The organism is Saccharomonospora iraqiensis subsp. paurometabolica YIM 90007 (assembly GCF_000231035.2).
Classification (GTDB): domain Bacteria; phylum Actinomycetota; class Actinomycetes; order Mycobacteriales; family Pseudonocardiaceae; genus Saccharomonospora; species Saccharomonospora paurometabolica.
On record NZ_KI912213.1, the window covers coordinates 213,633 to 235,251 of the forward strand.

Annotated in this window: 21 protein-coding genes and 1 tRNA gene; 3 read left to right on the plus strand and 19 right to left on the minus strand. The window is 71.2% G+C overall.

The genetic code is table 11. The annotated features are described in order from the left end of the window. Positions 1-7: 7 nt before the first annotated feature. The 14 genes from SACPADRAFT_RS0205720 to argS all read right to left on the minus strand — a co-directional run bounded on the left by SACPADRAFT_RS0205720 (position 8) and on the right by argS (position 15,547). Positions 8-244, minus strand: coding sequence for an ATP synthase F0 subunit C (locus tag SACPADRAFT_RS0205720; RefSeq protein WP_007023383.1), 237 nt, complete (start codon positions 242-244; stop codon positions 8-10). Between the two features lie 125 nt (positions 245-369). Then, entirely contained in the window at positions 370-1,152 is a 783-nt protein-coding gene (gene atpB / locus SACPADRAFT_RS0205725; RefSeq protein ID WP_007023384.1) for a F0F1 ATP synthase subunit A, read from the minus strand. A 208-nt stretch (positions 1,153-1,360) separates the two neighbouring features. Next, positions 1,361-1,894: a hypothetical protein gene (locus tag SACPADRAFT_RS25770; RefSeq protein WP_007023385.1), complete on the minus strand. Its 534-nt coding sequence runs from the start codon at positions 1,892-1,894 to the stop codon at positions 1,361-1,363. Positions 1,895-1,925: 31 nt separating this feature from the next. Continuing rightward, a complete protein-coding gene (locus SACPADRAFT_RS0205735; protein WP_007023386.1) occupies positions 1,926-3,089 on the minus strand; it encodes a glycosyltransferase family 4 protein in 1,164 nt (387 codons plus the stop codon). Between the two features lie 70 nt (positions 3,090-3,159). Further along, entirely contained in the window at positions 3,160-3,810 is a 651-nt protein-coding gene (locus tag SACPADRAFT_RS0205740) for an L-threonylcarbamoyladenylate synthase (protein WP_007023387.1), read from the minus strand. Positions 3,811-3,902: 92 nt separating this feature from the next. Next, the gene (gene prmC, locus SACPADRAFT_RS0205745; RefSeq protein ID WP_007023388.1) at positions 3,903-4,766 is read right to left on the minus strand and encodes a peptide chain release factor N(5)-glutamine methyltransferase; all 864 of its coding nucleotides are present in this window, start codon (positions 4,764-4,766) and stop codon (positions 3,903-3,905) included. Positions 4,767-4,831: 65 nt separating this feature from the next. Continuing rightward, on the minus strand, positions 4,832-5,902 hold the full coding sequence (prfA, locus tag SACPADRAFT_RS0205750) for a peptide chain release factor 1 (RefSeq protein WP_007023389.1): 1,071 nt from the start codon (positions 5,900-5,902) through the stop codon (positions 4,832-4,834). A 99-nt stretch (positions 5,903-6,001) separates the two neighbouring features. Continuing rightward, positions 6,002-6,232, minus strand: coding sequence for a 50S ribosomal protein L31 (rpmE, locus tag SACPADRAFT_RS0205755; RefSeq protein WP_007023390.1), 231 nt, complete (start codon positions 6,230-6,232; stop codon positions 6,002-6,004). Positions 6,233-6,410: 178 nt separating this feature from the next. After that, a complete protein-coding gene (gene rho, locus SACPADRAFT_RS0205760; RefSeq protein ID WP_007023391.1) occupies positions 6,411-8,534 on the minus strand; it encodes a transcription termination factor Rho in 2,124 nt (707 codons plus the stop codon). 405 nt (positions 8,535-8,939) lie between these two features. After that, positions 8,940-9,818: a homoserine kinase gene (gene thrB, locus SACPADRAFT_RS0205765; RefSeq protein WP_007023392.1), complete on the minus strand. Its 879-nt coding sequence runs from the start codon at positions 9,816-9,818 to the stop codon at positions 8,940-8,942. Between the two features lie 88 nt (positions 9,819-9,906). Then, positions 9,907-11,025, minus strand: a complete 1,119-nt coding sequence (gene thrC / locus SACPADRAFT_RS0205770) for a threonine synthase (protein WP_007023393.1) — start codon at positions 11,023-11,025, stop codon at positions 9,907-9,909. After that, positions 11,022-12,329 carry a homoserine dehydrogenase gene (locus SACPADRAFT_RS0205775; RefSeq protein WP_007023394.1) on the minus strand — a complete coding sequence of 436 codons (1,308 nt, stop codon included), beginning with the start codon at positions 12,327-12,329 and terminating at the stop codon, positions 11,022-11,024. The genes thrC and SACPADRAFT_RS0205775 overlap by 4 nt, the downstream gene beginning before the upstream one ends. Next, entirely contained in the window at positions 12,326-13,765 is a 1,440-nt protein-coding gene (gene lysA, locus SACPADRAFT_RS0205780) for a diaminopimelate decarboxylase (RefSeq protein ID WP_007023395.1), read from the minus strand. Before lysA ends, SACPADRAFT_RS0205775 begins: the two co-directional genes overlap by 4 nt. A gap of 126 nt (positions 13,766-13,891) precedes the next feature. Next, positions 13,892-15,547 carry an arginine--tRNA ligase gene (argS, locus tag SACPADRAFT_RS0205785; RefSeq protein ID WP_007023396.1) on the minus strand — a complete coding sequence of 552 codons (1,656 nt, stop codon included), beginning with the start codon at positions 15,545-15,547 and terminating at the stop codon, positions 13,892-13,894. A gap of 122 nt (positions 15,548-15,669) precedes the next feature. Here argS and SACPADRAFT_RS0205790 point away from each other — a divergent pair, with 122 nt between their 5' ends. Beyond that, positions 15,670-16,500, plus strand: a complete 831-nt coding sequence (locus tag SACPADRAFT_RS0205790; protein ID WP_007023397.1) for a DUF3105 domain-containing protein — start codon at positions 15,670-15,672, stop codon at positions 16,498-16,500. Between the two features lie 3 nt (positions 16,501-16,503). Beyond that, on the plus strand, positions 16,504-17,391 hold the full coding sequence (locus tag SACPADRAFT_RS0205795) for a DUF305 domain-containing protein (protein WP_007023398.1): 888 nt from the start codon (positions 16,504-16,506) through the stop codon (positions 17,389-17,391). Positions 17,392-17,452: 61 nt separating this feature from the next. On the opposite strand, the gene SACPADRAFT_RS0205800 is transcribed toward SACPADRAFT_RS0205795, so the two are convergent. After that, entirely contained in the window at positions 17,453-18,373 is a 921-nt protein-coding gene (locus SACPADRAFT_RS0205800) for a cation diffusion facilitator family transporter (protein WP_007023399.1), read from the minus strand. Positions 18,374-18,665: 292 nt separating this feature from the next. On the opposite strand from SACPADRAFT_RS0205800, the gene SACPADRAFT_RS0205805 reads away from it, so the two are divergent. Beyond that, positions 18,666-18,738, plus strand: a tRNA-Arg gene (locus SACPADRAFT_RS0205805). Between the two features lie 171 nt (positions 18,739-18,909). Here the strand turns inward: SACPADRAFT_RS0205805 and SACPADRAFT_RS0205815 are convergent. From SACPADRAFT_RS0205815 to SACPADRAFT_RS30335, 4 genes are all read right to left on the minus strand, one after another. Beyond that, positions 18,910-19,290, minus strand: coding sequence for a VOC family protein (locus tag SACPADRAFT_RS0205815; RefSeq protein WP_007023400.1), 381 nt, complete (start codon positions 19,288-19,290; stop codon positions 18,910-18,912). A 354-nt stretch (positions 19,291-19,644) separates the two neighbouring features. Continuing rightward, positions 19,645-20,385: a M15 family metallopeptidase gene (locus tag SACPADRAFT_RS0205820; protein WP_007023401.1), complete on the minus strand. Its 741-nt coding sequence runs from the start codon at positions 20,383-20,385 to the stop codon at positions 19,645-19,647. Between the two features lie 176 nt (positions 20,386-20,561). Further along, positions 20,562-20,939, minus strand: a complete 378-nt coding sequence (locus SACPADRAFT_RS0205825; RefSeq protein WP_007023402.1) for a carboxymuconolactone decarboxylase family protein — start codon at positions 20,937-20,939, stop codon at positions 20,562-20,564. 223 nt (positions 20,940-21,162) lie between these two features. Further along, positions 21,163-21,619, minus strand: a 457-nt coding sequence (locus SACPADRAFT_RS30335) for a transglycosylase SLT domain-containing protein (RefSeq protein ID WP_007023403.1), incomplete at its 5' end; no start/stop codon positions are given.

Below are 21,619 nucleotides of genomic sequence, written 5' to 3' on the forward strand. Positions count from 1 at the left end.
GAACCCGTCACGCGAGGAAGAAGAGAACGAACCCGAGCAGCGCGAGCACCTCGACCAGGGCGAACGTGGTGAACGCGATGTTCATCAGTTTGCCCTGCGCCTCGGGCTGACGCGCGGTGCCGCTGATGACCGACGAGAAGATCATCCCGACGCCGATACCACCACCGATGGCACCGAGGCCGTAGCCGATGACGGCCAGACCGGAGTTGATGTCGGTCTCGGCGGCCTGCTGGGCAAGAAGCATGGAGCTGCTCACGTGAATTCCCTTTCCAACTTCGTCCGTGTTCGGTTAACGGAGGTTTTGCCTGGGTGTCGAAGGATCGCCACCTCCGCGTCGTTGCGCGTCGGCGACGGCTCCACCGGGGAGGACTAGTGCGACTCGGCCAGCGCCGCCCCGATGTAGTTGGCCGACAACAACGCGAAGATGAACGCCTGGATCACCATGATGAGCGCCTCGATGAACGTCACCGCCAGCGCTCCCGCGAACGAGAAGGCGGAGATCACGCTGAGGAAGCCGCCACCGTGCAGCAGCAGGTACTCCGCGGAGACCGCGAACAGCATGATGAGCAGGTGGCCCGCGAACATCGCGGCGAACACCCGGATCGCCAGCGTGATCGGGTTCATGATGAACTTCGTGAAGAACTCGATCGGTGCGAGCAGGAGGTACACCGGCTTCGGCGCCCCCGGCGGGAACAGCTGGTTCTTCAGGTATGCCCCGACCCCGTGCTTGCGGATCCCCGCGTAGTGGTACACGGGGTAGACCACCAGCGCCGAGAGCGCGAGCGGGAACCCGATGTGCGACATCGTCGGGAACTGCAGGATCGGCACGATCCCGAAGAGGTTGTTCACCAGGATGAAGGTGAACAGCGTCAGGATCAGCGGAACGAAGCGGAGGAAGTCGCCCGCGCCGATCTGCTCCCGCGCGATGTTGTTGCGTCCGAAGTCGTAGAGGGACTCGGCGAGGAACTGGCCCTTACCCGGCACCACGCTCATCTTCCGGGTGGTCAGCAGGAAGAAGCCTGCGATGATGACCACCGACAGCACGGCGAGCACCATGGGCTTGGTGATCCCGGCGAAGATCGGCGGCAGATCGAAGGCCTCCGCCGTCGGCGGCGTGAATTCGTCACCCGCGGCTCGTACCAGCGCGCCCAACTGGGCTCCTTCCGGTTCTCCCGGCCGGCGTTCACTCCGCCGGGGGAATCGTCACAAACCTGGACTTAACGTACCGGATACGACTCCGGCACCGTGCAGGGCATCCCCCGCACGGGGATGGGACCTGGCGCGGACCCTACCAGGAGCGTCCGGCAAGCCGTACGCCCGTACTCCTGATTCGTCCCGATCGACGGCGGCGCCGCCTCTTTCACTCCATGGAGTGAGACGACGGGGCCGACCGGGTGGTCGGGACGACGATCGTCGGTGTGCGCGTGCGCAGGAACGCGACGACCTCCCCGGCCGCCCAGGCCACCACGGCCACCAGCATGCCGAAGGCCAGGGCGGGACGGCTGACCGTGTCCACGCCGTCGAGCACCAGCATGACCAGCAGCAGTGCCGCCATCTTGATCCCGTAGCCACCCAGGGCGAACCCCAGCAGCGCGTTCACGGGTCGGCGCGCGGCCAGCCGCATCATCATGAGGGTGACCAGCGCCGAGCCGAAGCCCAGCACGACCCCGAACCCGGCACCGGCGAGCCCCGGCCCGCCCGCCACGAGAGTGGCGATCGCCACAGTGATCAGCGACGTCGGCACGGCCAGCCGCAGCCCCCAGCGCAGCATCGCCGCGGCCAGCGCGTACACCGAGCGCGCGTGCTCGGCGGCCACCTCGGCGTCGGTGTCCCGGTCCCCGGTCACCGCGTCGTCGCCTCCGCTCACGTCGGGCACCCCGCTCGTTCCACTCATGGCTGTCGTCCGCTCCTCCGTCCGCTCCAGACTAGGCGGGATCACGTGCGCGTTGCCGTCGCAACCGCGGAACGAGCGACACCGCCGCCGCGGCCAACAGACCCGCGCAGGTGAGCCAGAACACGGCGGCGGTGTCGAACAGGGTGACCGCGACGGCGCCGAAGGCCAGCAGCCCCGCCCACAGGTAGATCAACAGAACCGCCCGCCGCTGGGAGTGCCCGATCTCCAGCAGCCGGTGGTGCAGATGCATCTTGTCCGCCGCGAACGGACTCTCCCCCCGCCGGGTGCGCCGCACGACGGCGAGGATGAGGTCCAGCAACGGCAGGAACAGCACCGCGGCCACGACGAACAGCGGGGACAGCAGCGCCACGACGTCGGTGGCGTCGAAGGAGCTGTAGTTGATCCGGCCGGAGGCGGACGTGCTCGCGGCGGCGAGCATCAGCCCGATCATCATCGACCCGGAGTCGCCCATGAAGATCCGCGCGGGCTGGAAGTTGTGCGGGAGGAATCCCAGGCACGCGCCCGCGAGGGTGGCGGCGATCAGGGCGGGCGGGTAGGTGCCGACGTCGCCGCCGGAGGACGCCAGCAGCCCGAGTGAGAAGGCGCACGTGGCCGCCGCGGCGATGAAGCCGAGGCCGCCGGCGAGCCCGTCCAGCCCGTCGACGAAGTTCATCGCGTTGACCATGACCACCACGAGGACGACGGCCAGCAGGCCGCCCTGGTTGCGGTCGAACATGAGCACCTGACCGAGTGCGTCCGGGTCACCCCCCCAGGGCACCCACAACGACACCCACTGCACCCCGAAGAGCACGAGAATGCCCGCACACATCACCTGGCCGGCGAGCTTGGTCCAGGCGTCGAGTTCGAACCGGTCGTCCAGTGCGCCGATCAGGACGATCACCCCGCCCCCGATGAGGACGGCGACCGGGTCGTAGGAGTACTCGAACGCACGACGCAACACCGGGAGCTGGTGGGCCATCGCCATGCCCCCCAGCACACCGAAGTACATCGCGACTCCACCCATCCGGGGCATCGGCGCGACATGGACGTCCCGCTTGCGGGGGACGGCGACGGCTCGCACCCGGAGGGCGAACCGCCGCACCACGGCGGTGAGCAGGAAGGTCAGCACGGCCGAGACGAGCCCCACGAGCACGTACTCGCGGATGGGCAGCCCGGCGGACACGGCGGAGTTCACGACCGACTCAACTCCGACGGGCGACGGGGGAAGGGAACACGGCCCGTAACGCTATCGCCACCCTGCACGGTCACCGCGCCGGGCCGACCTCGACGCCGAGCACCTCGGACACCGCGTCGGCCGTGACCGGCCCCTCCCGCAGCATCACCGGGTGCGGCCCGGTGAGGTCCACGATCGTGGACGCCACCGGTTCGCCGCTGGGACCGCCGTCGAGGTAGACGGCGACCGAGTCGCCGAGCTGGTCGCTCGCCTCCCGCGCCGTCGCCGCGGGGGGCATCCCGGAGACGTTGGCGCTGGAGACCGCCATCGGCCCGACCTCGCGCAGCAGTTCGAGGGCGACCGGGTGCAGCGGCATCCGCAGCATGACCGTCCCGCGCGTGGAACCGAGGTCCCACTGCAGGCTGGGTGCGTGCGGCAGCACGAGGGAGAGGTCACCGGGCCAGAACGCCTCGATCAACGCACGGGCCTCGCGCGAGACGCCCAGCACCAGTCCATCCACTGTGGACCACGAACCGACGAGGACGCCGACCGGCATGTCCGGTCCGCGCCGTTTGGCCCGCAGCAGCGCCCGCACCGCGGCGGAGTCGAAGGCGTCCGCCCCGATCCCGTACACCGTGTCGGTGGGCAGGACGACGAGCCTGCCGGAACGCACCGCCGCGGCGGCCGCCTTCAGCCCCTCCGCACGGGCGGCCGGGTCGTCACACTCGTACACCGCACTCATGCCGGCCAAGCCTAGCGATCCGGTTCCGGCCCCCGCGTGCCGTGTCCCGCCACCCGGCGCGGGCGCCATCCCGACCGGAGGCGGTCGCCGGCTCACACCCGACGCGCGGTGACGAACCGGGGACGCCCGGCGAGGTCGGTGTGCTCGGTGACGTCGGTCAGCACCGACCGGGCCAGCAGCAGCGGCGGCACCGTGCGCGCGTGGCTGTCGTCGTGCTCGATCGCCATCCCCCCACCCGGGCGCAACAGCCGCGTCGCCATCGCCACCACGTCCCGGATCACGTCCAGGCCGCCGCCCGGGGCGAACACCGCCGCCGGCGGGTCGAATCCGGCCACCTCCGGGGGAACCGGCGTGCCCTCGGGGACGTACGGCGGATTGCACAGCACCAGGTCGACGAGCCCGTCCAGTTCCGCGAACACGGACGGGTCGGCCACGTCCCCGGAGTACAACCGGATCGGGGTGTCGCCCTCTTGCGCCCGGGCGTCGGCGTTGTGCCGTGCCCACCCGAGCGCGTCCGGGTCGTTGTCCAGGGCGTACACCACGGCGTCCGGCCGGGCGTGCGCGGCGGCCAGGGCCAGGGCCCCCGACCCGGTGCACAGGTCCACCACCACCGGGTACCGGCGTTCGGCGATCAGGCGCAGCCCCCAGTCGAGCAGGAGCTCGGTCTCCGGACGGGGGACGAACACACCGGCGCCGACCTCGACGGTGATGCCGCCCATCGCGGCGTGGCCGAGCAGATACTGCAACGGCACCCGTCGTGCCCGGCGCGCGACCAGATCCCGGATCGCCTCCACCACGGGCGGATCCACCAACGGGATGAGCGGGAGTCGGCCGCGTTCGACGTCGAGCACGTGGGCGGCGATCAGCTCCGCGTCCGTGCGGGCCGATTCCACCCCCGCCTGTTCGAGGGTCCGCGTCGCCTCCAGGATCGCCAGTCGCAGTGCCAGTCTTCGCACGCACCCAGCTTGTCACGCGCCCGTGCGCGCTCCTCCGGCGCACCGGGGGACGGCACCGGCCGCGCTCACACCCCGGAGTCGGCCATGCGCTCGGCCCGGTCGGCGGCGCGCAGGGCGTCGAGCACGCCGGTCAGCTCACCTTCGAGGACCTGGTCCAGGTTGTAGGCCTTGTAGTTGATCCGGTGGTCGGAGATGCGGTTCTCCGGGAAGTTGTAGGTGCGCACCCGCTCCGAACGGTCGACGGTGCGCACCTGGGAACGACGGTCCTCCGCGGCCCGGGCCTCGGCCTCCTCCTCGGCCATGGCCTGCAACCGCGCGTGCAGGACCCGGATGGCCCGCGCACGGTTCTGGATCTGGGACTTCTCGTTCTGGCAGGAGACCACGACGCCGGTCGGCAGGTGGGTCACACGGATCGCGGAATCGGTGGTGTTCACGCTCTGCCCACCCGGTCCGGACGAGCGGAACGCGTCGATCCGGAGGTCGTTCATGTCGAGTTCCACCTCGACCTCCTCCTGTTCGGGGTAGACGAGCACCCCCGCCGCGGAGGTGTGGATGCGGCCCTGCGACTCGGTGGCGGGCACGCGCTGGACACGGTGCACCCCGCCCTCGAACTTCATCCTGGCCCAGACGCCGTCGGCCTCGGTGCCGCGACTCTTCAGTGACACCGTCACGTCCTTGTACCCGCCCAGCTCGGACTCCGTGGCGTCCAGGATCTCGGCCTTCCAGCCCTCCCGTTCGGCGTAACGCAGATACATCCGCAGCAGATCCCCCGCGAACAGGGCGGACTCCTCGCCGCCCTCCCCCGACTTGATCTCCATGACGACGTCCGAGGCGTCGTGTGGATCGCGGGGCAGCAACAGTTCGGTGAGCCGGGATTCGAGTGCGGGCACCGTCCGCGCCAGCTGCTCGGCCTCCTCGGCGAACGAGTCGTCCTCCGCGGCGAGCTCGCGCGCGGTGCCCAGGTCCGACCGCGCGGTCTCCAGCTCGTTCAGCGTCTTGACCACGGGCGCCAGTTCGGCGTAGCGACGCCCCAACCTGCGGGCGCGGGTCTGGTCGGCGTGCACGGCCGGGTCCGCGAGCTGCTGTTCCAGTTCGGCGTACTCGTCGAGCAGCGTCCGCAGTGAGCTCGAATCCACGGCCCCACCTTCCTCGTGCCGACCTTTCCCGGGTGACTGAGAAAAACGGCGCCCGCTCCCGGCCGCGTCGCGGGTCGGGAGCGGGCGCCGTCGTCGGAGCTACTGGTCGTTCGAGCCCTTGCCGCGGCGCTTGCCGTACCGGGCCTCGAACCGGGCCACGCGGCCGCCGGTGTCCAGGATCTTCTGCTTGCCGGTGTAGAACGGGTGGCACGCGGAGCAGATCTCGACCTGGATGGAGCCGGTCTCACTGGTGCTCCTGGTGGTGAAGCTGTTGCCGCAACCGCACGTGACCGTGGTGGTCACGTAGTCGGGGTGAATACCGCTCTTCATGGTGTCCTCTCTGGAGATGGCCGCCGGATCCCCGGGACGCCGGAACGGGCGTGCCGGGGTGAACCGGTGCCGGACGTGTAGCGGAACAAGTCTGCCAGACTCGGAGCAACGTCCCCGCCGGGACCCGTATTCCGGGTACCCGGCGGAAACCGTCGCCGCACCTGCCCGGTGGGAGGTGTCAGTCCTCCTCCGCACCGGGCGTGGTCTTGGAGACCTGCATCAGGAACTCGGCGTTCGTCTTCGTCTTGCGCAGCCGGTCCAGCAGGAGGTCGATCGCCTGCTGCGTGTCCAGCGCGTGCAGCACCCGGTGCAGCTTGTGCGTCACACCGAGCTCGTCCGGCGAGAGCAGCAGCTCCTCCTTCCGGGTGCCGGACGGGTTGACGTCCACCGCGGGGAACACCCGCCGCTCGGCGATCTTGCGGTCCAACTTGAGCTCGGCGTTGCCGGTGCCCTTGAACTCCTCGAAGATCACCGTGTCGCCGGTGGATCCCGTCTCCACCATCGCCGTGGCGAAGATGGTCAGCGACCCGCCGCCCTCGATGTTGCGCGCCGCGCCGAGGAACCGCTTCGGCGGGAACAGCGCCGTGGAGTCCACACCACCGGACAGGATCCGGCCGGACGCCGGGGCGGCCAGGTTGTAGGCCCGGCCGAGGCGGGTGATCGAGTCGAGCAGCACCACCACGTCGTGCCCCATCTCGACCAGCCGTTTGGCCCGCTCGATGGACAGCTCGGCCACCGAGGTGTGGTCCGACGGCGGACGGTCGAACGTCGAGGCGATCACCTCGCCGTTGACCGACCGCTGCATGTCGGTGACCTCTTCGGGCCGCTCGTCCACGAGCACGACCATCAGGTGGCACTCGGGGTTGTTCGTGGTGATCGCGTTCGCGACGTCCTGCATGATCGTGGTCTTGCCCGCCTTCGGCGGGGACACGATCAGCGCACGCTGTCCCTTGCCGACCGGCATCACCAGGTCGATGACCCGGGTGGTCATCTTGTTCGGCGTGGTCTCCAGCCGCAGTCGCTCGTTGGGGTAGAGCGGAGTCAGCTTGTGGAACTCGGCCCGCTTCTTCGCGACGTCCGCGTCGAGGCCGTTGACCGAGTCCACCCGCACGAGCGGGTTGAACTTCTGCCGCTGCTGTTCGCCCTCCCGCGGCTGCCGGACGACCCCGGTGATCGCGTCGCCGCGGCGCAACCCGTGCTTGCGCACCAGCGACATCGAGACGTAGACGTCGTTCTGCCCGGGCAGGTACCCCGAGGTGCGCACGAACGCGTAGTTCTCCAGCACGTCGAGGATCCCGGCGACGGGGAGCAGAACGTCGTCCTCGCGGACGTCGGTGTCGGTGCCACCGCCGCCCTCGCCCCGGCCGCGCCGCTTGCGGTCGCGGTACCGGCGGCCGCGACGGCCGCCGCGTTCGTCGTCGTCTGCACCCTGACCGCTCTGGGCGCCCTGACCACCCTGGCCGCCCGCGTTGTTCTGGCGGCCCTGGTTGCCGTTCTGCCTGCGCTGGTCGCCGTCCCGCTGGCCGGTCGAGCCGTCCCCCGAGCCGTCGCCCTTCTGCCTGCCGGACTCCTCGTCCGTGCGGGTGGAGCCGGAGGTGTCGCCGGAACCGGCGTTCCCCGCGGACCCCCCGCCACGGCCGGAACCGCGACGGCGCCTGCCGGAACGGCCGGAACCGCCGCCGTCCTCCTGCGCGCCCTCGCCGGACGACTTGCCCTCGCCGGACCGACGGTCACCGCGTCCGGTCCCGGAGGACCGGCCTTCCCCGTCCGGGGAGCCACCGTCCGGGGACCCGCCCGAACCGGTCTCCGTCCCTCCGGCCGCGGACTCCGAACCGCTCCGGGCGCCGGCGTCCGGGGAGTCGCTCATCCCGTCCAGCGGCAACGTCGCGGCCGCGGTGCCGGCGGAGTCCTCGGCCTTCCCCGCGTTCTCCGCCTTCCCCACGTTCTCCGCCTTCCCCGCGCTCGACGGGCCCGCACCCGAATCCGTGGCAGCGGACCCCTTCCCGGCCCCTGAGGTGTCGGCGTGGCCGGAATCCGCGTCATCCTCGTCGTTCCTGCCGCGCTTGCTCTTGCCCTGACGCTCACGGATCGCGGCGATCAGATCGCCCTTGCGCATGCCCGTGGTGTCGCCGATGCCCAACTCGGTCGCCAGCGCGCGAAGCTCGGCGATCACCATGCCCGACAGGCCACCGGGACGCCGCTTCGGGGACGTGGCCGAACCGTTGGACTGCGACGACTGTTCCCCCGAGCCCGATGCCGACTGAGGCTCCACGTCGCCACTCAAAAGATCGGTGTTGCTCACACATGTCCTTCCTGACCGGTCCACGCCTCCACGCGTGAACCAGCGGACCGCCGCCCGCGTCCGAATTGCGAGACGGCGTATGGGGTCCCTGTGCAGACGGATCCGACGCCGAGGTTGCGAGAACACGAGCGGAGGAACCGCCGGCACGAGACAGGGCCGGTCACCGCGTCCACCGGACACCCGCGAGAGAGAGCGGACAATCCGCTCCGGAGGAGATCCGTGAATACCAGGTGCGGGAATGCACGGTGACCGAACGCCTCCGAGGGTAGACCGCCGCCGGTCCGGGTGCAACAACCACCCCCCACGTGGTGTGGCTCACGCCGCACGGTGCGCGACGAGGCGCTGTCGCCACCCGGCCCGGGCCGCGCCGGGGCGGTGTTCGTTCCTGCACCGGATCGGCCGGTGTCAGCCCACCGTCACCCGCACGCCGTCCCGGTCGACGGGCAGTTCGAAGACGTCGAATCCGTCAACGTCGACCTCGGGCGGGAGTATTCCCGTCGTCGTCAGCGCGAACACCGAGGGCCCCGCGCCGGAGACCGCCGCGGCCACGCCACGGGCCCGCAGCGCCCGCACGAGCCGGACCGTGGCGGGGAACGCCGGTTCCCGGTAGTCCTGGTGCAACCGGTCCTGCGTGGCCACCGACAACAGGTCCGGGCGCGTAGTGATCGCGTGCACGGCGAGTGCGCTGCGGCTCGCGGCGAACGCGGCGTCCGCGTGCGGGACGGTGTCCGGCAGCAGTCCCCGCGTGCGCCCCGTGGAGGAGCGGTCGTCCGGGACCGCCACCACGGGCCGCAGGGACGGGTGTGGTGTCAGCCGCTGGGCGTGGAACGCCCCCTCGTCCTGCCAGGCCACCACGAACCCGCCCAGCAGACTCGCGGCGGCGTTGTCGGCGTGCCCCTCGAACTCGGCGGCCAGCTGCAGCGCCGTGTCGTCGAGATCCTTGCCCGCCAGGGCGTATCCCGCGGCCACCCCCGCCACGGCCGCCGCGGCGGACGACCCGAGACCCCGGGAATGCGGGACGGCGTTGTGGCAGCGCAGCCACAGCCCCGGCACGTCCACCCCGAGATACGTGCAGGCCCGCCGCAACGCGCGCACGACCAGATGGGTGTCGTCCGTGGGGACCTCCGACATGTCCCCCGCCCCGGCGTCGCGGACCTCGATCGTGAGGCCGGACCCGGCCACGGCGACCTCGACGACGTCGTACAGCCCCAGCGCCATGCCGAAGGTGTCGAAGCCGGGGCCGAGGTTCGCCGTCGAGCCCGGCACGGTGATCGTGTACTTCACGCGGTCCCTCTCCCCACTCGGCCGTGCGCTCCTGACGTGCTGTCGTCCCCCGCGTCCCGGAACGCGGAGACCCGCCCGGGACGTGGTGTCACGACAGTTCCAGTGCGGCGGCCACGGCACGCGGGTCCACGGCGAGCGGTTCCACCTCCACGTTGTTCTCCAACGCGGTGGCCGGGTCCTTCAGTCCGTGCCCGGTCACCGTGCACACCACCGTCGCCCCGCGGGGGAGCCTGCCGTCCGCCGCGGTCTTCAGCAGACCGGCCACCCCGGTGGCCGAGGACGGTTCCACGAACACGCCCTCCCGGCCGGCCAGCAGCCGGTACGCCTCCAGGATCCGCTCGTCGGTGACCGCGTCGAACAGGCCACCGCTGGCGGTCTGCGCCTCCACGGCGGAGTCCCACGACGCGGGACTGCCCACGCGGATCGCGGTGGCGACCGTCTCCGGATCGGCGACCGGTTCCCCGCTGACCATCGGGGCGGCCCCGGCCGCCTGGAACCCGAACATCCGGGGCACCCGGTCCGTCAGGCCGTCGGCCGCGTACTCGCGGTAGCCGCGCCAGTAGGCCGTGATGTTGCCGGCGTTGCCCACCGGCAGGCAGTGGATGTCCGGCGCGTGGCCGAGCACGTCGCAGATCTCCCACGCCGCGCTCTTCTGTCCCACCAGCCGTACCGGGTTGACCGAGTTGACCAGGGTCACCGGGTAGTCCGTCGCCGTCTTGCGGGCGAGTTCGAGGCAGTCGTCGAAATTGCCCTCGATCTGCAGGATGCGCGCGCCGTGCAGGACGGCCTGCGCCATCTTCCCCATCGCGATCTTGCCCTGCGGCACCAGGACGGCGGTGGTGAGTCCGGCACGCGTGGCGTAGGCCGCGGCGGAGGCGGAGGTGTTCCCGGTCGAGGCGCAGATGACCGCCTGCAGTCCGCTCGCCTTCGCGTGCGTGATGGCCAGCGTCATCCCGCGGTCCTTGAACGACCCGGTCGGGTTGGCCCCCTCGACCTTCAGGTACACCTCGCACCCGGTCAGCTCCGACAGGTGCGGAGCGGACAGCAACGGTGTGTTGCCCTCCCCGAGGGTGACGATCTCGGCGCCCTCGGGGACCGGGATCCGCGAGGAGTAGGCGGCCACGACACCGGGCCAGCCCGGTCGGGCCCCGCGTCCAGAGTCCTGCGCGGCGGCGTCGTCCGCGCCGCTCTCGCCGTGCCTGTTCACGATTCCTCGCCTTCCACCCGCATCACACTGACCACTTCCCGGACGACATCGAGCTTGCTGATCTCGTCGACCGTGGCCCGCAGGGCCGCGTCCGGGGCGGAGTGGGTCACCACGACCAGGCTCGCGGTCGAGTGCTTGTCGCGCTGCCGCACCGCCGCGATGCTCACGTCGTGCACCGAGAAGACCTGGGCGATCTGCGCCAGCACACCCGGCCGGTCCGCGACGTCCAGGCTGATGTGGTACCGCGTCGGGGTCCGCCCCATCGGACGCACCGGCAGCGCCGCGTGGGCGGACTCCCGAGGACCACGGCCACCCGCGACCCGGTTCCGGGCGGCGGACACGAGGTCACCGAGCACGGCGCTGGCCGTCGGCGCACCCCCCGCACCCTGACCGTAGAACATCAGCTCGCCCGCGGCCGCCGCCTCCACGTAGACGGCGTTCATCGCCCCGCCGACGCCCGCCAGCTGATGTCCCCGCGGGATCATCACCGGGTGCACCCGGGCCGAGACCGACTCGGAGCCGTCCTCGTTCTCCACCCGCTCACAGATCGAGAGCAGCTTGACCGTCCGGCCCAGCCGCCGCGCCGCGGCGATGTCCGACGAGTTGATCCCCGAGATGCCCTCACGGTGCACGTCGGCGGCCGTGACCCGGGTGTGGAAGGCCAGCGACGCCAGGATCGCGGCCTTGGACGCGGCGTCGTACCCGTCGACGTCCGCGCTCGGGTCCGCCTCGGCGTAGCCGAGCCGGGTCGCCTCGTCCAGCGTCTCGCCGTAACTGGCCCCCGTGGAGTCCATGGCGGACAGGATGAAGTTGGTCGTCCCGTTCACGATGCCCATCACGCGGGTGATCCGGTCCCCCGCCAGGGACTCCCGCAGCGGACGCAGCAACGGGATGGCACCGGCCACCGCGGCCTCGTAGTAGAGATCCGCCCCGGACTCGTTCGCCGCGGCGGAGAGTTCCGCACCGTACTCGGCCAGCAGCGCCTTGTTGCCGGTCACCACGGACTTCCCCTTGCGCAGCGCCGTCAGCAGCCACCCGCGCACCGGCTCGATCCCGCCGATCAGTTCGACCACGAGGTCCACATCGGACTCCACGAGCGCGCCCGCGTCCGAGGTCAGCAGGTGCTGCGGCAGTTCCGGATGCTTGTCCGGGCGGCGCACCGCGATACCGGCCAGCTCGACGGGGGCACCGATCCGCGCCGCGAGCTCGTCGGCGTGCTCGAGCAGGGTCCGCGTCACCTCACCGCCGACCGTGCCGCAGCCCAGCAGCGCGACCTTCACGGGCGCCTCGCGATCGTCGCTCACGACACCTCCAGTCGAAGCATGTCCTCGTTCGTCTCCCGCCTCAGCAGCAGCCGGTGGTTGCCGTTGCGCACCGCGACCACCGGGGGGCGTGGCTGCCGGTTGTAGTTGCTCGCCATCGAGTAGCAGTACGCACCGGTGGCCGCCACCGCGACGAGATCGCCGGGGGCCAGGGTGTCCGGTAGCCAGCAGTCACGGACGACGATGTCACCGGACTCACAGTGTTTTCCCACCACGCGGGACAGCGCGGCGGCGACGGTGCCCGGCCGCCCCTCGTCACTGGACCGGGAGACGAGCCGGCAGTCGTAGGCCGCGTCGTAGAGCGCGGTCCGGATGTTGTCGCTCATCCCGCCGTCGACGCTGACGAACCGGCGCACCGCCTCGTCGCCGAGCGCGACGTCCTTGATCGTGCCCACCTCGTACAGCGTCACGGTGCCCGGACCGGCGATCGCCCGGCCCGGCTCCCCGGCGATCCTCGGCACCGGCAGGTCGGCGAAGGCGCACTCCTTGTGCACGATCTCCCGGATCTGGGTGACCATCTGCGCGGGCGGCGGCGGGTTGTCCCGGTCGGTGTAGGCGATCCCGAACCCGCCCCCGAGGTCGACGAGGTTGAGCTGGTCCAGCAGCTCCGGGCCGTGTTCCTTGCGCAGGTCCGCCAGCAGGCCGACCACCCGCCGTGCGGCGACCTCGAACCCGTCGGTGTCGAAGATCTGCGAGCCGATGTGGCTGTGCAGGCCGGTCAACCGCAGCGACGACGTGTTCAGCACCCGGCGCACCGCCTCGTGCGCCTCACCCGTGGCGAGCGAGAAGCCGAACTTCTGGTCCTCGTGCGCGGTGGCGATGAACTCGTGGGTGTGTGCCTCGACACCGACGGTGACCCGCACGAGCACCGACTGGGTCACCCCGTGCCGTTCCGCGATGTCGGCGAGCCGGGCGATCTCGTGGTACGAGTCCAGCACCACCGTGCCGACCCCGGCCGCGACCGCGGCGTCCAGCTCGGCGCTCGACTTGTTGTTGCCGTGGAAGGTGATGCGTTCCGGCGGGAACTCGGCGCGCTCCGCGATCGCCAGCTCGCCGCCGCTGCACACGTCCAGGCTCAGCCCCTGGGCCGCCACCCACCGGGCGATCTCGGTGGACAGGAACGCCTTGCCCGCGTAGTGGACGAGGGCGGGGTCATCGAACGCCTCGGCGTACTCGGCGCAACGCGACTTGAAGTCGGCCTCGTCGATGACGAACAACGGCGTGCCGTAGATGCGGGCGAGCTCGCGGACGTCCACGCCCGCGATCCGCACGACACCGTCGGGCGCGCGGTAGGTGTTGCGTGGCCAGACCTTCGGATAGAGCCGGTCCAGTTCCTCCGGTGTGGACGGCGGGAACCCGGCCTGGTCCACGTGCGGGTGGACCTCCGCGTGCCGGGGCCCCGCGGGGTGTGCGCACATTGCTAGTTCCTTCTACGGCGAACACGCGCGGCGCGCGCACGCGCCGCGCGATGCTACGGACTCGGCCACGGTGTCGACGCTACGCCGCCGTGCCCGCCCGGTACCGGGCCTCGCCCCGGCCGTCGGCTACATCCGCTCCGGTGCGGACACGCCGAGCAGTCCGAGGCCGTTGGCCAGGACCTGGCGTGCGGCCTCACACAGGGCGAGACGGGCGTCGGTGAGCGGGGTCGGCTCCTCGTCGCCCTGGGGCAGCACCCGTGCCACGTCGTAGAACTTGTGGTACGCCGACGCGAGCGATTCCAGGTACCGGGCGACACGGTGCGGTTCGCGCAACTCGGCCGCCTTGGTCAATACGTCGGGGAATTCCCCGATCGTGCGAATCAGGTCCCCTTCTCTGGGGTGGGTCAGCAGCCCGACATCGGCGTCGGGCCGCCGGGCGAGGCCCAGCTCGGCGGCGTTGCGCTGCAACGAGGCCAGCCGGGCGTGCGCGTACTGCACGTAGAACACGGGGTTCTCGTTGGTGTGCCTGCGCAGGAGGTCGAGATCGACGTCGATCGTCGAGTCGACGGAGTAACGGGCCAGCTCGTAGCGGGCGGCGTCCACGCCGACGGCCTCGACGAGATCCTCCAGGGTCACGACGGTACCCGCGCGCTTGCTCATCCGCACCGGCTCGCCCCCGCTGACGAGGTTGACCATCTGCCCGATCATCACCTCGACGGTGTCCGGACTGTGCCCCATCGCGGCGGCGGCCGCCTTGAGCCGGGCGATGTAGCCGTGGTGGTCCGCCCCGAGCATGTAGAGGCAGAGGTCGAAGCCCCGGTTGATCTTGTCCCGGAGGTAGGCCAGGTCCCCGGCGATGTAGGCCGGGTCACCGTCGGACTTGATGACCACACGGTCCTTGTCGTCCCCGTGCTCGGTGGAGCGCAGCCACCACGCCTCGTCGGCGAAGTACAGGCTGCCCGCCCGCTTCAGCTCCTCGACCACGTCGCTCACCGCACCGGAGGAGTGCAGCGAGTCCTCGTGGAAGAACACGTCGAAATCCGTGCCGAACTCGTGCAGGCTGCGCTTGATCTCGTCGAACATCAGGCCGACGCCGAGCCTGCGGAAGACCTCGTCCCGCTCGACGGCGGGCAGGGAAAGCACGTCCGGCTCCTTGCGCACGACCTCGGCGGCGATGTCGTGGACGTAGGCACCCGCGTACCCGTCGTCGGGGGCGTCCTCGCCGCGGGCCGCGGCGGTCAGTGACCGCACGAACCGGTCGATCTGCGCACCGGCGTCGTTGAAGTAGTACTCGCGGGTGACCTCGGCGCCCTGCGCGGTCAGCACCCGACCGAGCGCGTCCCCCACCGCGGCCCACCGGGTGCCGCCGAGGTGGATCGGGCCGGTGGGATTGGCGGAGACGAACTCCAGGTTGATGCGGTGCCCGGCCAGCGCCGTGCCGTGGCCGTACGCGGCCCCCGCCCGGAGCACGCGACGCACGATCTCCCCCTGGGCGTCCGCGGCCAGCCGCAGATTGAGGAAGCCCGGACCGGCCACCTCGGCGGACTCCACCCCGTCTGTGTCCGAGATCACATCCGCGAGCGCCTCGGCCAGTTCACGCGGCGCCAGTCCGACCTTCTTGGCCACCTGCAGGGCCAGGTTCGTGGCGTAGTCCCCGTGCTCGGGGTTGCGTGGTCGCTCGACCGTGACACGCTCGGGCAGGACGTTGTGGTCGAGGCCACGGTCGGCCAGGACACGCACGGCGGACGAACGGACGAGGTCGGCGAGAGCGGCAGGGGTCACCAGGCGAGTGTAAGTCCGTCGGCCGCGTCCGATGACACCGACCGTCGGGAGCATCACTACACTGCACGGGCGGGGACGACGTCGCGGTGCGCGACGGCAGCCGAACGGAGACGACAGGAGCCATGGCCAGCGGTAGCAGGAAGAAGGGCGCTCCGAAGAGCGCTGTCTCGGCGGCCCGGGGATCGGTGGCGGCCAAGAAGCAGGTCCCGTGGGGCACGATCAGCGCGGTGGCGGCCATCGTCCTGCTGGCCGCCACGGTGTTCGGCTACTACTACGTGGCCTCCGGGGACCAGCGGGCCCAGCGGGAACGCGAGGACGCGGCCGAGGCGTCGTTCGCGCCGACGGACGACAACCCGGACCCCTCCACCGACATCGAGGGTGTGGTCACCGAGCAGTACGAGGCCGGCGCGCACGTGCTGCCGACCGAACGGGTCGCCTACGACAAGACTCCCCCGTTCGGCGGCCCGCACGACGGTGTCTGGGCGGCCTGCATCGGCACCGTCTACGAGCAGGGTGTGCGGACCGAGAACATGGTGCACTCGCTCGAGCACGGCGCCGTCTGGATCGCCTACAACCCGGAGAAGGTCACCGGCGAGGACCTGGAGACACTCAAGCTGCGGGTGGAGGGCAAGCCCTACACCATGATGTCGCCCTACCCCGGCCTGGACGCCCCGGTCTCGCTGCAGTCCTGGGGCCATCAGCTGCAGGTCGACAGCGTCACCGACGAGCGCATCGACCAGTTCATCGCCGCACTGCGCCGCAATCCGAACACCTACCCCGAGGTGGGCGCCTCCTGCGACGCGCTCGGGCCCGGCCAGTTCGACCCGGACAACCCGCCGCCGTTCAACGCGGAGCCGCCGGGGCCGGACGCCAGGCCGATGGACTACGACGGCTCGGACGCCGCCCGCCAGATGGGCACCGGGCAGCAGCCCGGCGGGACCACGGAAGGCTGACCGGTGACCGGGCAGGAGGAACCGGACGACACCCGGGACGGCAGCGGGACGGAGTCGGACGAGGCGGCGCACCCGGAGCCGGAGGCGGCGCACCCGGAGCCGGCGACAGCGCATCCGGAAACGGCGGAGTCCGAAGATGCCGGGGCGGCACGTACCGGGGTGTCAGGGGCGCCGACCTGGTCGCGCGTGGTGATCGCCGGGGCGCTGGCGGTCGCCCTCCTGCTGGTCGGCGCGACCGGCGGGATGTTGCTCGCCGAGAACCGGGACGGGGCCGACACGGCGGCGTCCGGCACGGCGGGGGCCGACCCTGTCTCGGTGGGCTTCTCCCAGGACATGGCGGCGCACCACGTCCAGGCGGTGACGATGTCGAACTGGCTCCGCGACCGCAGTGACGACCGGGCCGTCCGCCAGCTCGCGTTCGACATCGGCAGCACCCAGCAGGAGCAGATCGGCCGGATGAAGGGCTGGCTCATGTTGTGGGGCGAACCGGAGCAGGCCGTCGGCGCACCGATGACGTGGATGTCCGGCCACGGTGACGGTGCCCACGGCGACGGTGCTCAGGGCGAGGCCGGCACGCACGGCGACGACGCCCACGCGGACGGGCACGCGCCGAGGTCCGCAGGCGATCCCCTGATGCCGGGGATGGCGACCGAGGACGAGCTGGCCCGGATGCGGTCGTTGTCCGGCGAGGAGCTGGACGTCTACTTCCTGCAGCTGATGCTGCGGCACCATCAGGGCGGCGTCGACATGGCGCGGTACGCCGTCGAGCACTCCGAGGTGCGGGCGGTGCGCATGCTCGCGCAGAGCATGCTCGACGTGCAGGGCGCCGAGGTGGACCTCATGCGCACGATGCTGGCCGAGCGCGACGCCGAACCGCTGCCGTTCCCCTGACGGCCGCGCCGTTACCCGGGCCCGACGACCACGCTGCCGGTGCCGGTCGCCGCGCGCCCGGTCACCAGGACAGCTGGGCACAGCGTTCGGCCGACTCGCGGGGCTCCACCTGCAGCGTCGCGTGCTCGATCGCGTAGCGCGCGGACAGCACCTGCTGGGCCTGCCGCAGCACCGGCTCCGTCTCGGTGCCGGGGCCGACCGTGAGGTGGGCCGAGGCGACCTCCATCCCCGAGGTGAGCGTCCACACGTGCAGGTCGTGCACGTCCTCCACACCGGGCAGTGCGTGCAGTGCGGTGTTCAGTCCGGCGACGTCGATACCGCGCGGCGCGTGCTGGAAGAGGATCCGCAACGCACGCCGGGCCAGCACCGCCGTCCTCGGGAGCACGAACAGCCCGATCGCCACGCCCGCGATCGGGTCGGCGTAGCGCCACCCGGTGAGCAGGGTGATCGCCCCGCTCGCCAGCACGGCCAGCGACCCGATCAGGTCGGCCAGCACCTCCAGATAGGCACCGCGGACGTTGAGGCTCTCCTCCGCCCCTCTGCGCAACAGCAGGAACGCCACCACATTGGCGACCAGCCCCCCGGCCGCGGCGAGCAGCACGGGCAGCCCCGGCACCTCGGGGGGATCGACGACCCGGGAGACGGCCTCGTAGAGGACGTACCCGGCGACGCCGAACAGCAGCACCGCGTTCACCAGCGCGGCGAACACCTCACCCCGGTAGAGGCCGAAGGTGCGGGTGAACGTCGGCCCGCTCCGTCCGGCGAGGACGACCGCGGCCAGCGCCATCCCCACACCGAGGACGTCGGTGAACATGTGCGCGGCGTCGGACAGCAGCGCCAGCGAGGACGTCGCCAACCCCACCGCGAGTTCGACGACCAGGAACACGACACCGACGGCGAGTGCCCCGGCCAGGTTCCGCACGTACTTGCCGGACGCGCTGTCGGACCGCGGGACCGCGACATGGTCGTGGCCGTGCCCCATGCCCGTGCCTCCTTCCCTCGTCCCGTCGCGAACTTATAGCGACATGCGCATGATTGCAATGCTTTGCGGGGTGAGGTGAGGCTCCCCTGACTCACGACACGCGCCCACCGTACGACCTACTTCCCGTGGGCACCGCCCGGTAAACGCAGCGCACCCGGTCGGACGCGCTGGGTGCCGTCCCGGTGGAACAGCGAATACGTGGACCACGCGTCCGCAGGCGGGCCCGGATCGACCCCCGCCCGCACCCCCCGGCCGGGCCGTGCGGTACGCTTCTCGTGTCGCACGGCGATGGGCCCTCGTAGCTCAGTGGATAGAGCACTGCCCTCCGGAGGCAGGTGTCGCAGGTTCGAATCCTGCCGAGGGCGCCCAGGACCGACCATGAAAAGGAAGCCCTGACCAGCGGAGACGCCAGTCAGGGCTTTTCTCTGTTCGACCGGCCGTACCCGGTCGCATCCTTCGGCCGGCCTCCACCGGGTCGGACGGAGGAGGACGCGGCGCGATGGTGCTCGAACGCTCCGACCGCGGGCACCGGGTCGTCAGAGCGGATCGAGGCGGGCCTTCAGCAGGCAGAACGCATTGCCCTCGGGGTCGGCGAGAACGTGCCAGGGCTCCTCGCCGGTCTGGCCGATGTCGGCTCGCCGCGCCCCGAGCGCCAGGAGACGTTCGAGTTCGGCATCCATGTCACGGTCGGTGGGATTGAGGTCGATGTGCAGCGGCACCGTGCCCGCCGCCTGTTCGGTGCCGGGTCGGAGGATCAGAGTCGGCTGTGGTCCGCCGAAGCCCTCCCGCGGTCCGATCTCGATCGCACCGTGGTCGTCGGGGTCGAGCACGACGAAGTCCAGTACCTCGCACCAGAATCGCGCCAGCCGCTCGGGATCGTGGCAGTTGAGCACGAGCTCACTGATCCGACATGCCATGCACCGCACCCACTCTCAGCCTGGGAATCGTCGGGAGGCCCGCGTGGGATCGCGAACGTCCCGCAGCGCGACCTCGGGGAAGGTACCAGGGCACCGCGAGCAGTCACGAACGATTTTGATCGCGGAGACGCCCGGCCGCACATGCGGCCCGGGAGGCGGCTCACTCCACACCACCGCCGCGGATCCCGCTTTCTCCGACTCCCGGGGACCGCGGCCCCATGGCCGGGAGCGCGGTTGGCGCGGCACGGCCGTCGACTCGCGGCCGTGCCGCGCCAGTTCGCCGTCCTGGGATGTCAACTCGCGGTCGTAGGGTGTCAACTCGCGGGTTTGGGGTGGCGACTCGCGGGGCGGGGGTCAGCAGTTGGGGGCGCGCCAGAAGCGGGTGGACTTGTTGCCGACGTGGACGTGGTCGTTGTGGTTCGGATAGCCCGGGCCGAGGATCTCCTCGAAGCCCGCCGAGCGGGCCGAGGACCACATCTGACACTGCGTCGGGCCGCTCGCCAGTCCGAGGTCGGCCGCGCGGCCGTACATGTGCAGGCTCGTGGACGACCCGCCGACCGCGGCGTTGCAGGACTCGCTGCGGAAGCCGGAGGTGACCACGAGCGGGCGGTCGCCGAGCTTGTGCCGGAGTGCCTCCAGCTGCCACATCACACGGCGGATGTTCTCCCGCGCGGTCCCCGCGGACACCTTGCCGCCGTAGTAGTTGTTCGCCCCGCAGTTGTCGTTGAACTCGGAATGGCTGAAGTGGATCGGCGTGCAGTCGGCGTCCTGCAACGCGTAGATCCGGTCGTAGGTCTGCGGCCCGGCCACCCCGTCGGCGGCCAGTCCGTAGCCGCTCTGGAACCGCTGCACGGCGGCCTCGGTCGCCGGGCCGTACTGCCCGTCGATGGCAAGTGTCTCGCCGTAGCCCACCCAACCGGCCACCCGGATCTGCAACTGCGCGACATCGCTGCCGCTCGCGCCGCGTTGCAGGGTGCGGTCCCAGGTGTAGCACGAATCGGCCGACGCCGTCGCCGGCGCGGTGACCGCGGCACCCGCCAGACCACCGACCGCCAGCGCCAACGCGGCGAACAGAGTCGCGGCACGTCTGAACATCTCGCCTCCTCGAAGGACCGGTCCGGACCTCGTCGGGGCGTCATGCTCATCGTCGGCACCGCACCGGGACAACACGTGCCGGTGATCTCCAGCCGAACGGGCGCCGCCGGTCGTCGTGGGCCGGATGCCGTAGCCCGGCTCCCACGACCGACGGGGATGAGCTGTTCGGGTGCGGGTCAGCCGTCCTGTGTCGACTCCGACGTGCCGTGCTCGCGTTCGTGGTATTCGGTGACGGCGGCGAAGGCGCGGGCCCCGTACACGGTGGCGGGTCCGCCGTCCATCATGAAGTTCACCCCGATCGCCTCGGCCGCCTCACCGAGGGTGGCGCCGTTGCGGACCGCGCCCTGGGCGTGGGCGGCGATGCATCCGTCGCACTGCCTGCTCACCGAGACGGCGAGCGCGATGAGCTCCTTGGTCTTCGTGTCCAGTTCACCCGCGGCCATGGTGGCGTCGTGGAGCTGTTTGTACCCCTCGTACGCCCCGGGGATCCACCGCCGCAGCTCCCGGGTGGGAGCCCCCAGTTCGTGCCGCACCGCCCTGCCGTAGCTCGTCATCGACCGCCTCCGTGTCGTTCACCCGTCCGCGGATGTCCGGACCGTGCACGGATGCCCGGCATGCGGCACGGCCACACCCCCGATGATCACGGTACGCGGGACCGGGCGCACCACGGAACCGGAACGCGGCCCGACAGGCGTGGGGCCCGGTCACTTCCCACCGGAAGCGACCGGGCCCCACCCGAGGAACACGAACGAGCCCCGCAGGAGGCGTCCGGGCTCCTCAGTAACCCTGGTAGCCGCCCCCCTCGGCCATCGAGGCCAGACCGGGGTGCTCGGCGAAGCCGCCGTAGCGGTCGAAGGTGTAGCGCACACCCGCGATGATGTTGTCGACCGGGTCGTAGATCTCACCGTGGCCCGGCAGCTTGTAGGAGTCGAACGTCGGGTCGATGGTCTGCATCAGGCCCTTGGACGGGGTGCCGCGCGCGGCGTTGATGTCCCAGTTGTTGATGGCCCTGGGATCCCCGCTCGACTCCTTCTCGATGATGGTCCGGATCTCGTCGACGTGCTCGGCGGAGACCGGGGTGCCGTTGTCCTGCAGGATGCCGATGGCGGAGCGGATCCAGCCGTCGAGTTCGTCGACCGGCTCCACCGCCTCGGGAGCGGGCGCGGGTGCCGCGCCGCCGCCCTTGCCCTCGGCGCCGGCCTGTGTGTCGGCCGCCTCGGCGGGCGCGGGCTCG

What these genes read in the sequence shown, in the direction of transcription:
- SACPADRAFT_RS0205720 (WP_007023383.1), bottom strand. Translation starts at nt 244, where the DNA reads ATGCTTCTTGCCCAGCAGGCCGCCGAGACCGACATCAACTCCGGTCTG.
- SACPADRAFT_RS25770 (WP_007023385.1), bottom strand. Translation starts at nt 1,894, where the DNA reads ATGAGTGGAACGAGCGGGGTGCCCGACGTGAGCGGAGGCGACGACGCG.
- SACPADRAFT_RS0205740 (WP_007023387.1), bottom strand. Translation starts at nt 3,810, where the DNA reads ATGAGTGCGGTGTACGAGTGTGACGACCCGGCCGCCCGTGCGGAGGGG.
- rpmE (WP_007023390.1), bottom strand. Translation starts at nt 6,232, where the DNA reads ATGAAGAGCGGTATTCACCCCGACTACGTGACCACCACGGTCACGTGC.
- lysA (WP_007023395.1), bottom strand. Translation starts at nt 13,765, where the DNA reads ATGTGCGCACACCCCGCGGGGCCCCGGCACGCGGAGGTCCACCCGCAC.
- SACPADRAFT_RS0205790 (WP_007023397.1), top strand. Translation starts at nt 15,670, where the DNA reads ATGGCCAGCGGTAGCAGGAAGAAGGGCGCTCCGAAGAGCGCTGTCTCG.
- SACPADRAFT_RS0205800 (WP_007023399.1), bottom strand. Translation starts at nt 18,373, where the DNA reads ATGGGGCACGGCCACGACCATGTCGCGGTCCCGCGGTCCGACAGCGCG.
- SACPADRAFT_RS0205815 (WP_007023400.1), bottom strand. Translation starts at nt 19,290, where the DNA reads ATGGCATGTCGGATCAGTGAGCTCGTGCTCAACTGCCACGATCCCGAG.
- SACPADRAFT_RS0205820 (WP_007023401.1), bottom strand. Translation starts at nt 20,385, where the DNA reads ATGTTCAGACGTGCCGCGACTCTGTTCGCCGCGTTGGCGCTGGCGGTC.
- SACPADRAFT_RS0205825 (WP_007023402.1), bottom strand. Translation starts at nt 20,939, where the DNA reads ATGACGAGCTACGGCAGGGCGGTGCGGCACGAACTGGGGGCTCCCACC.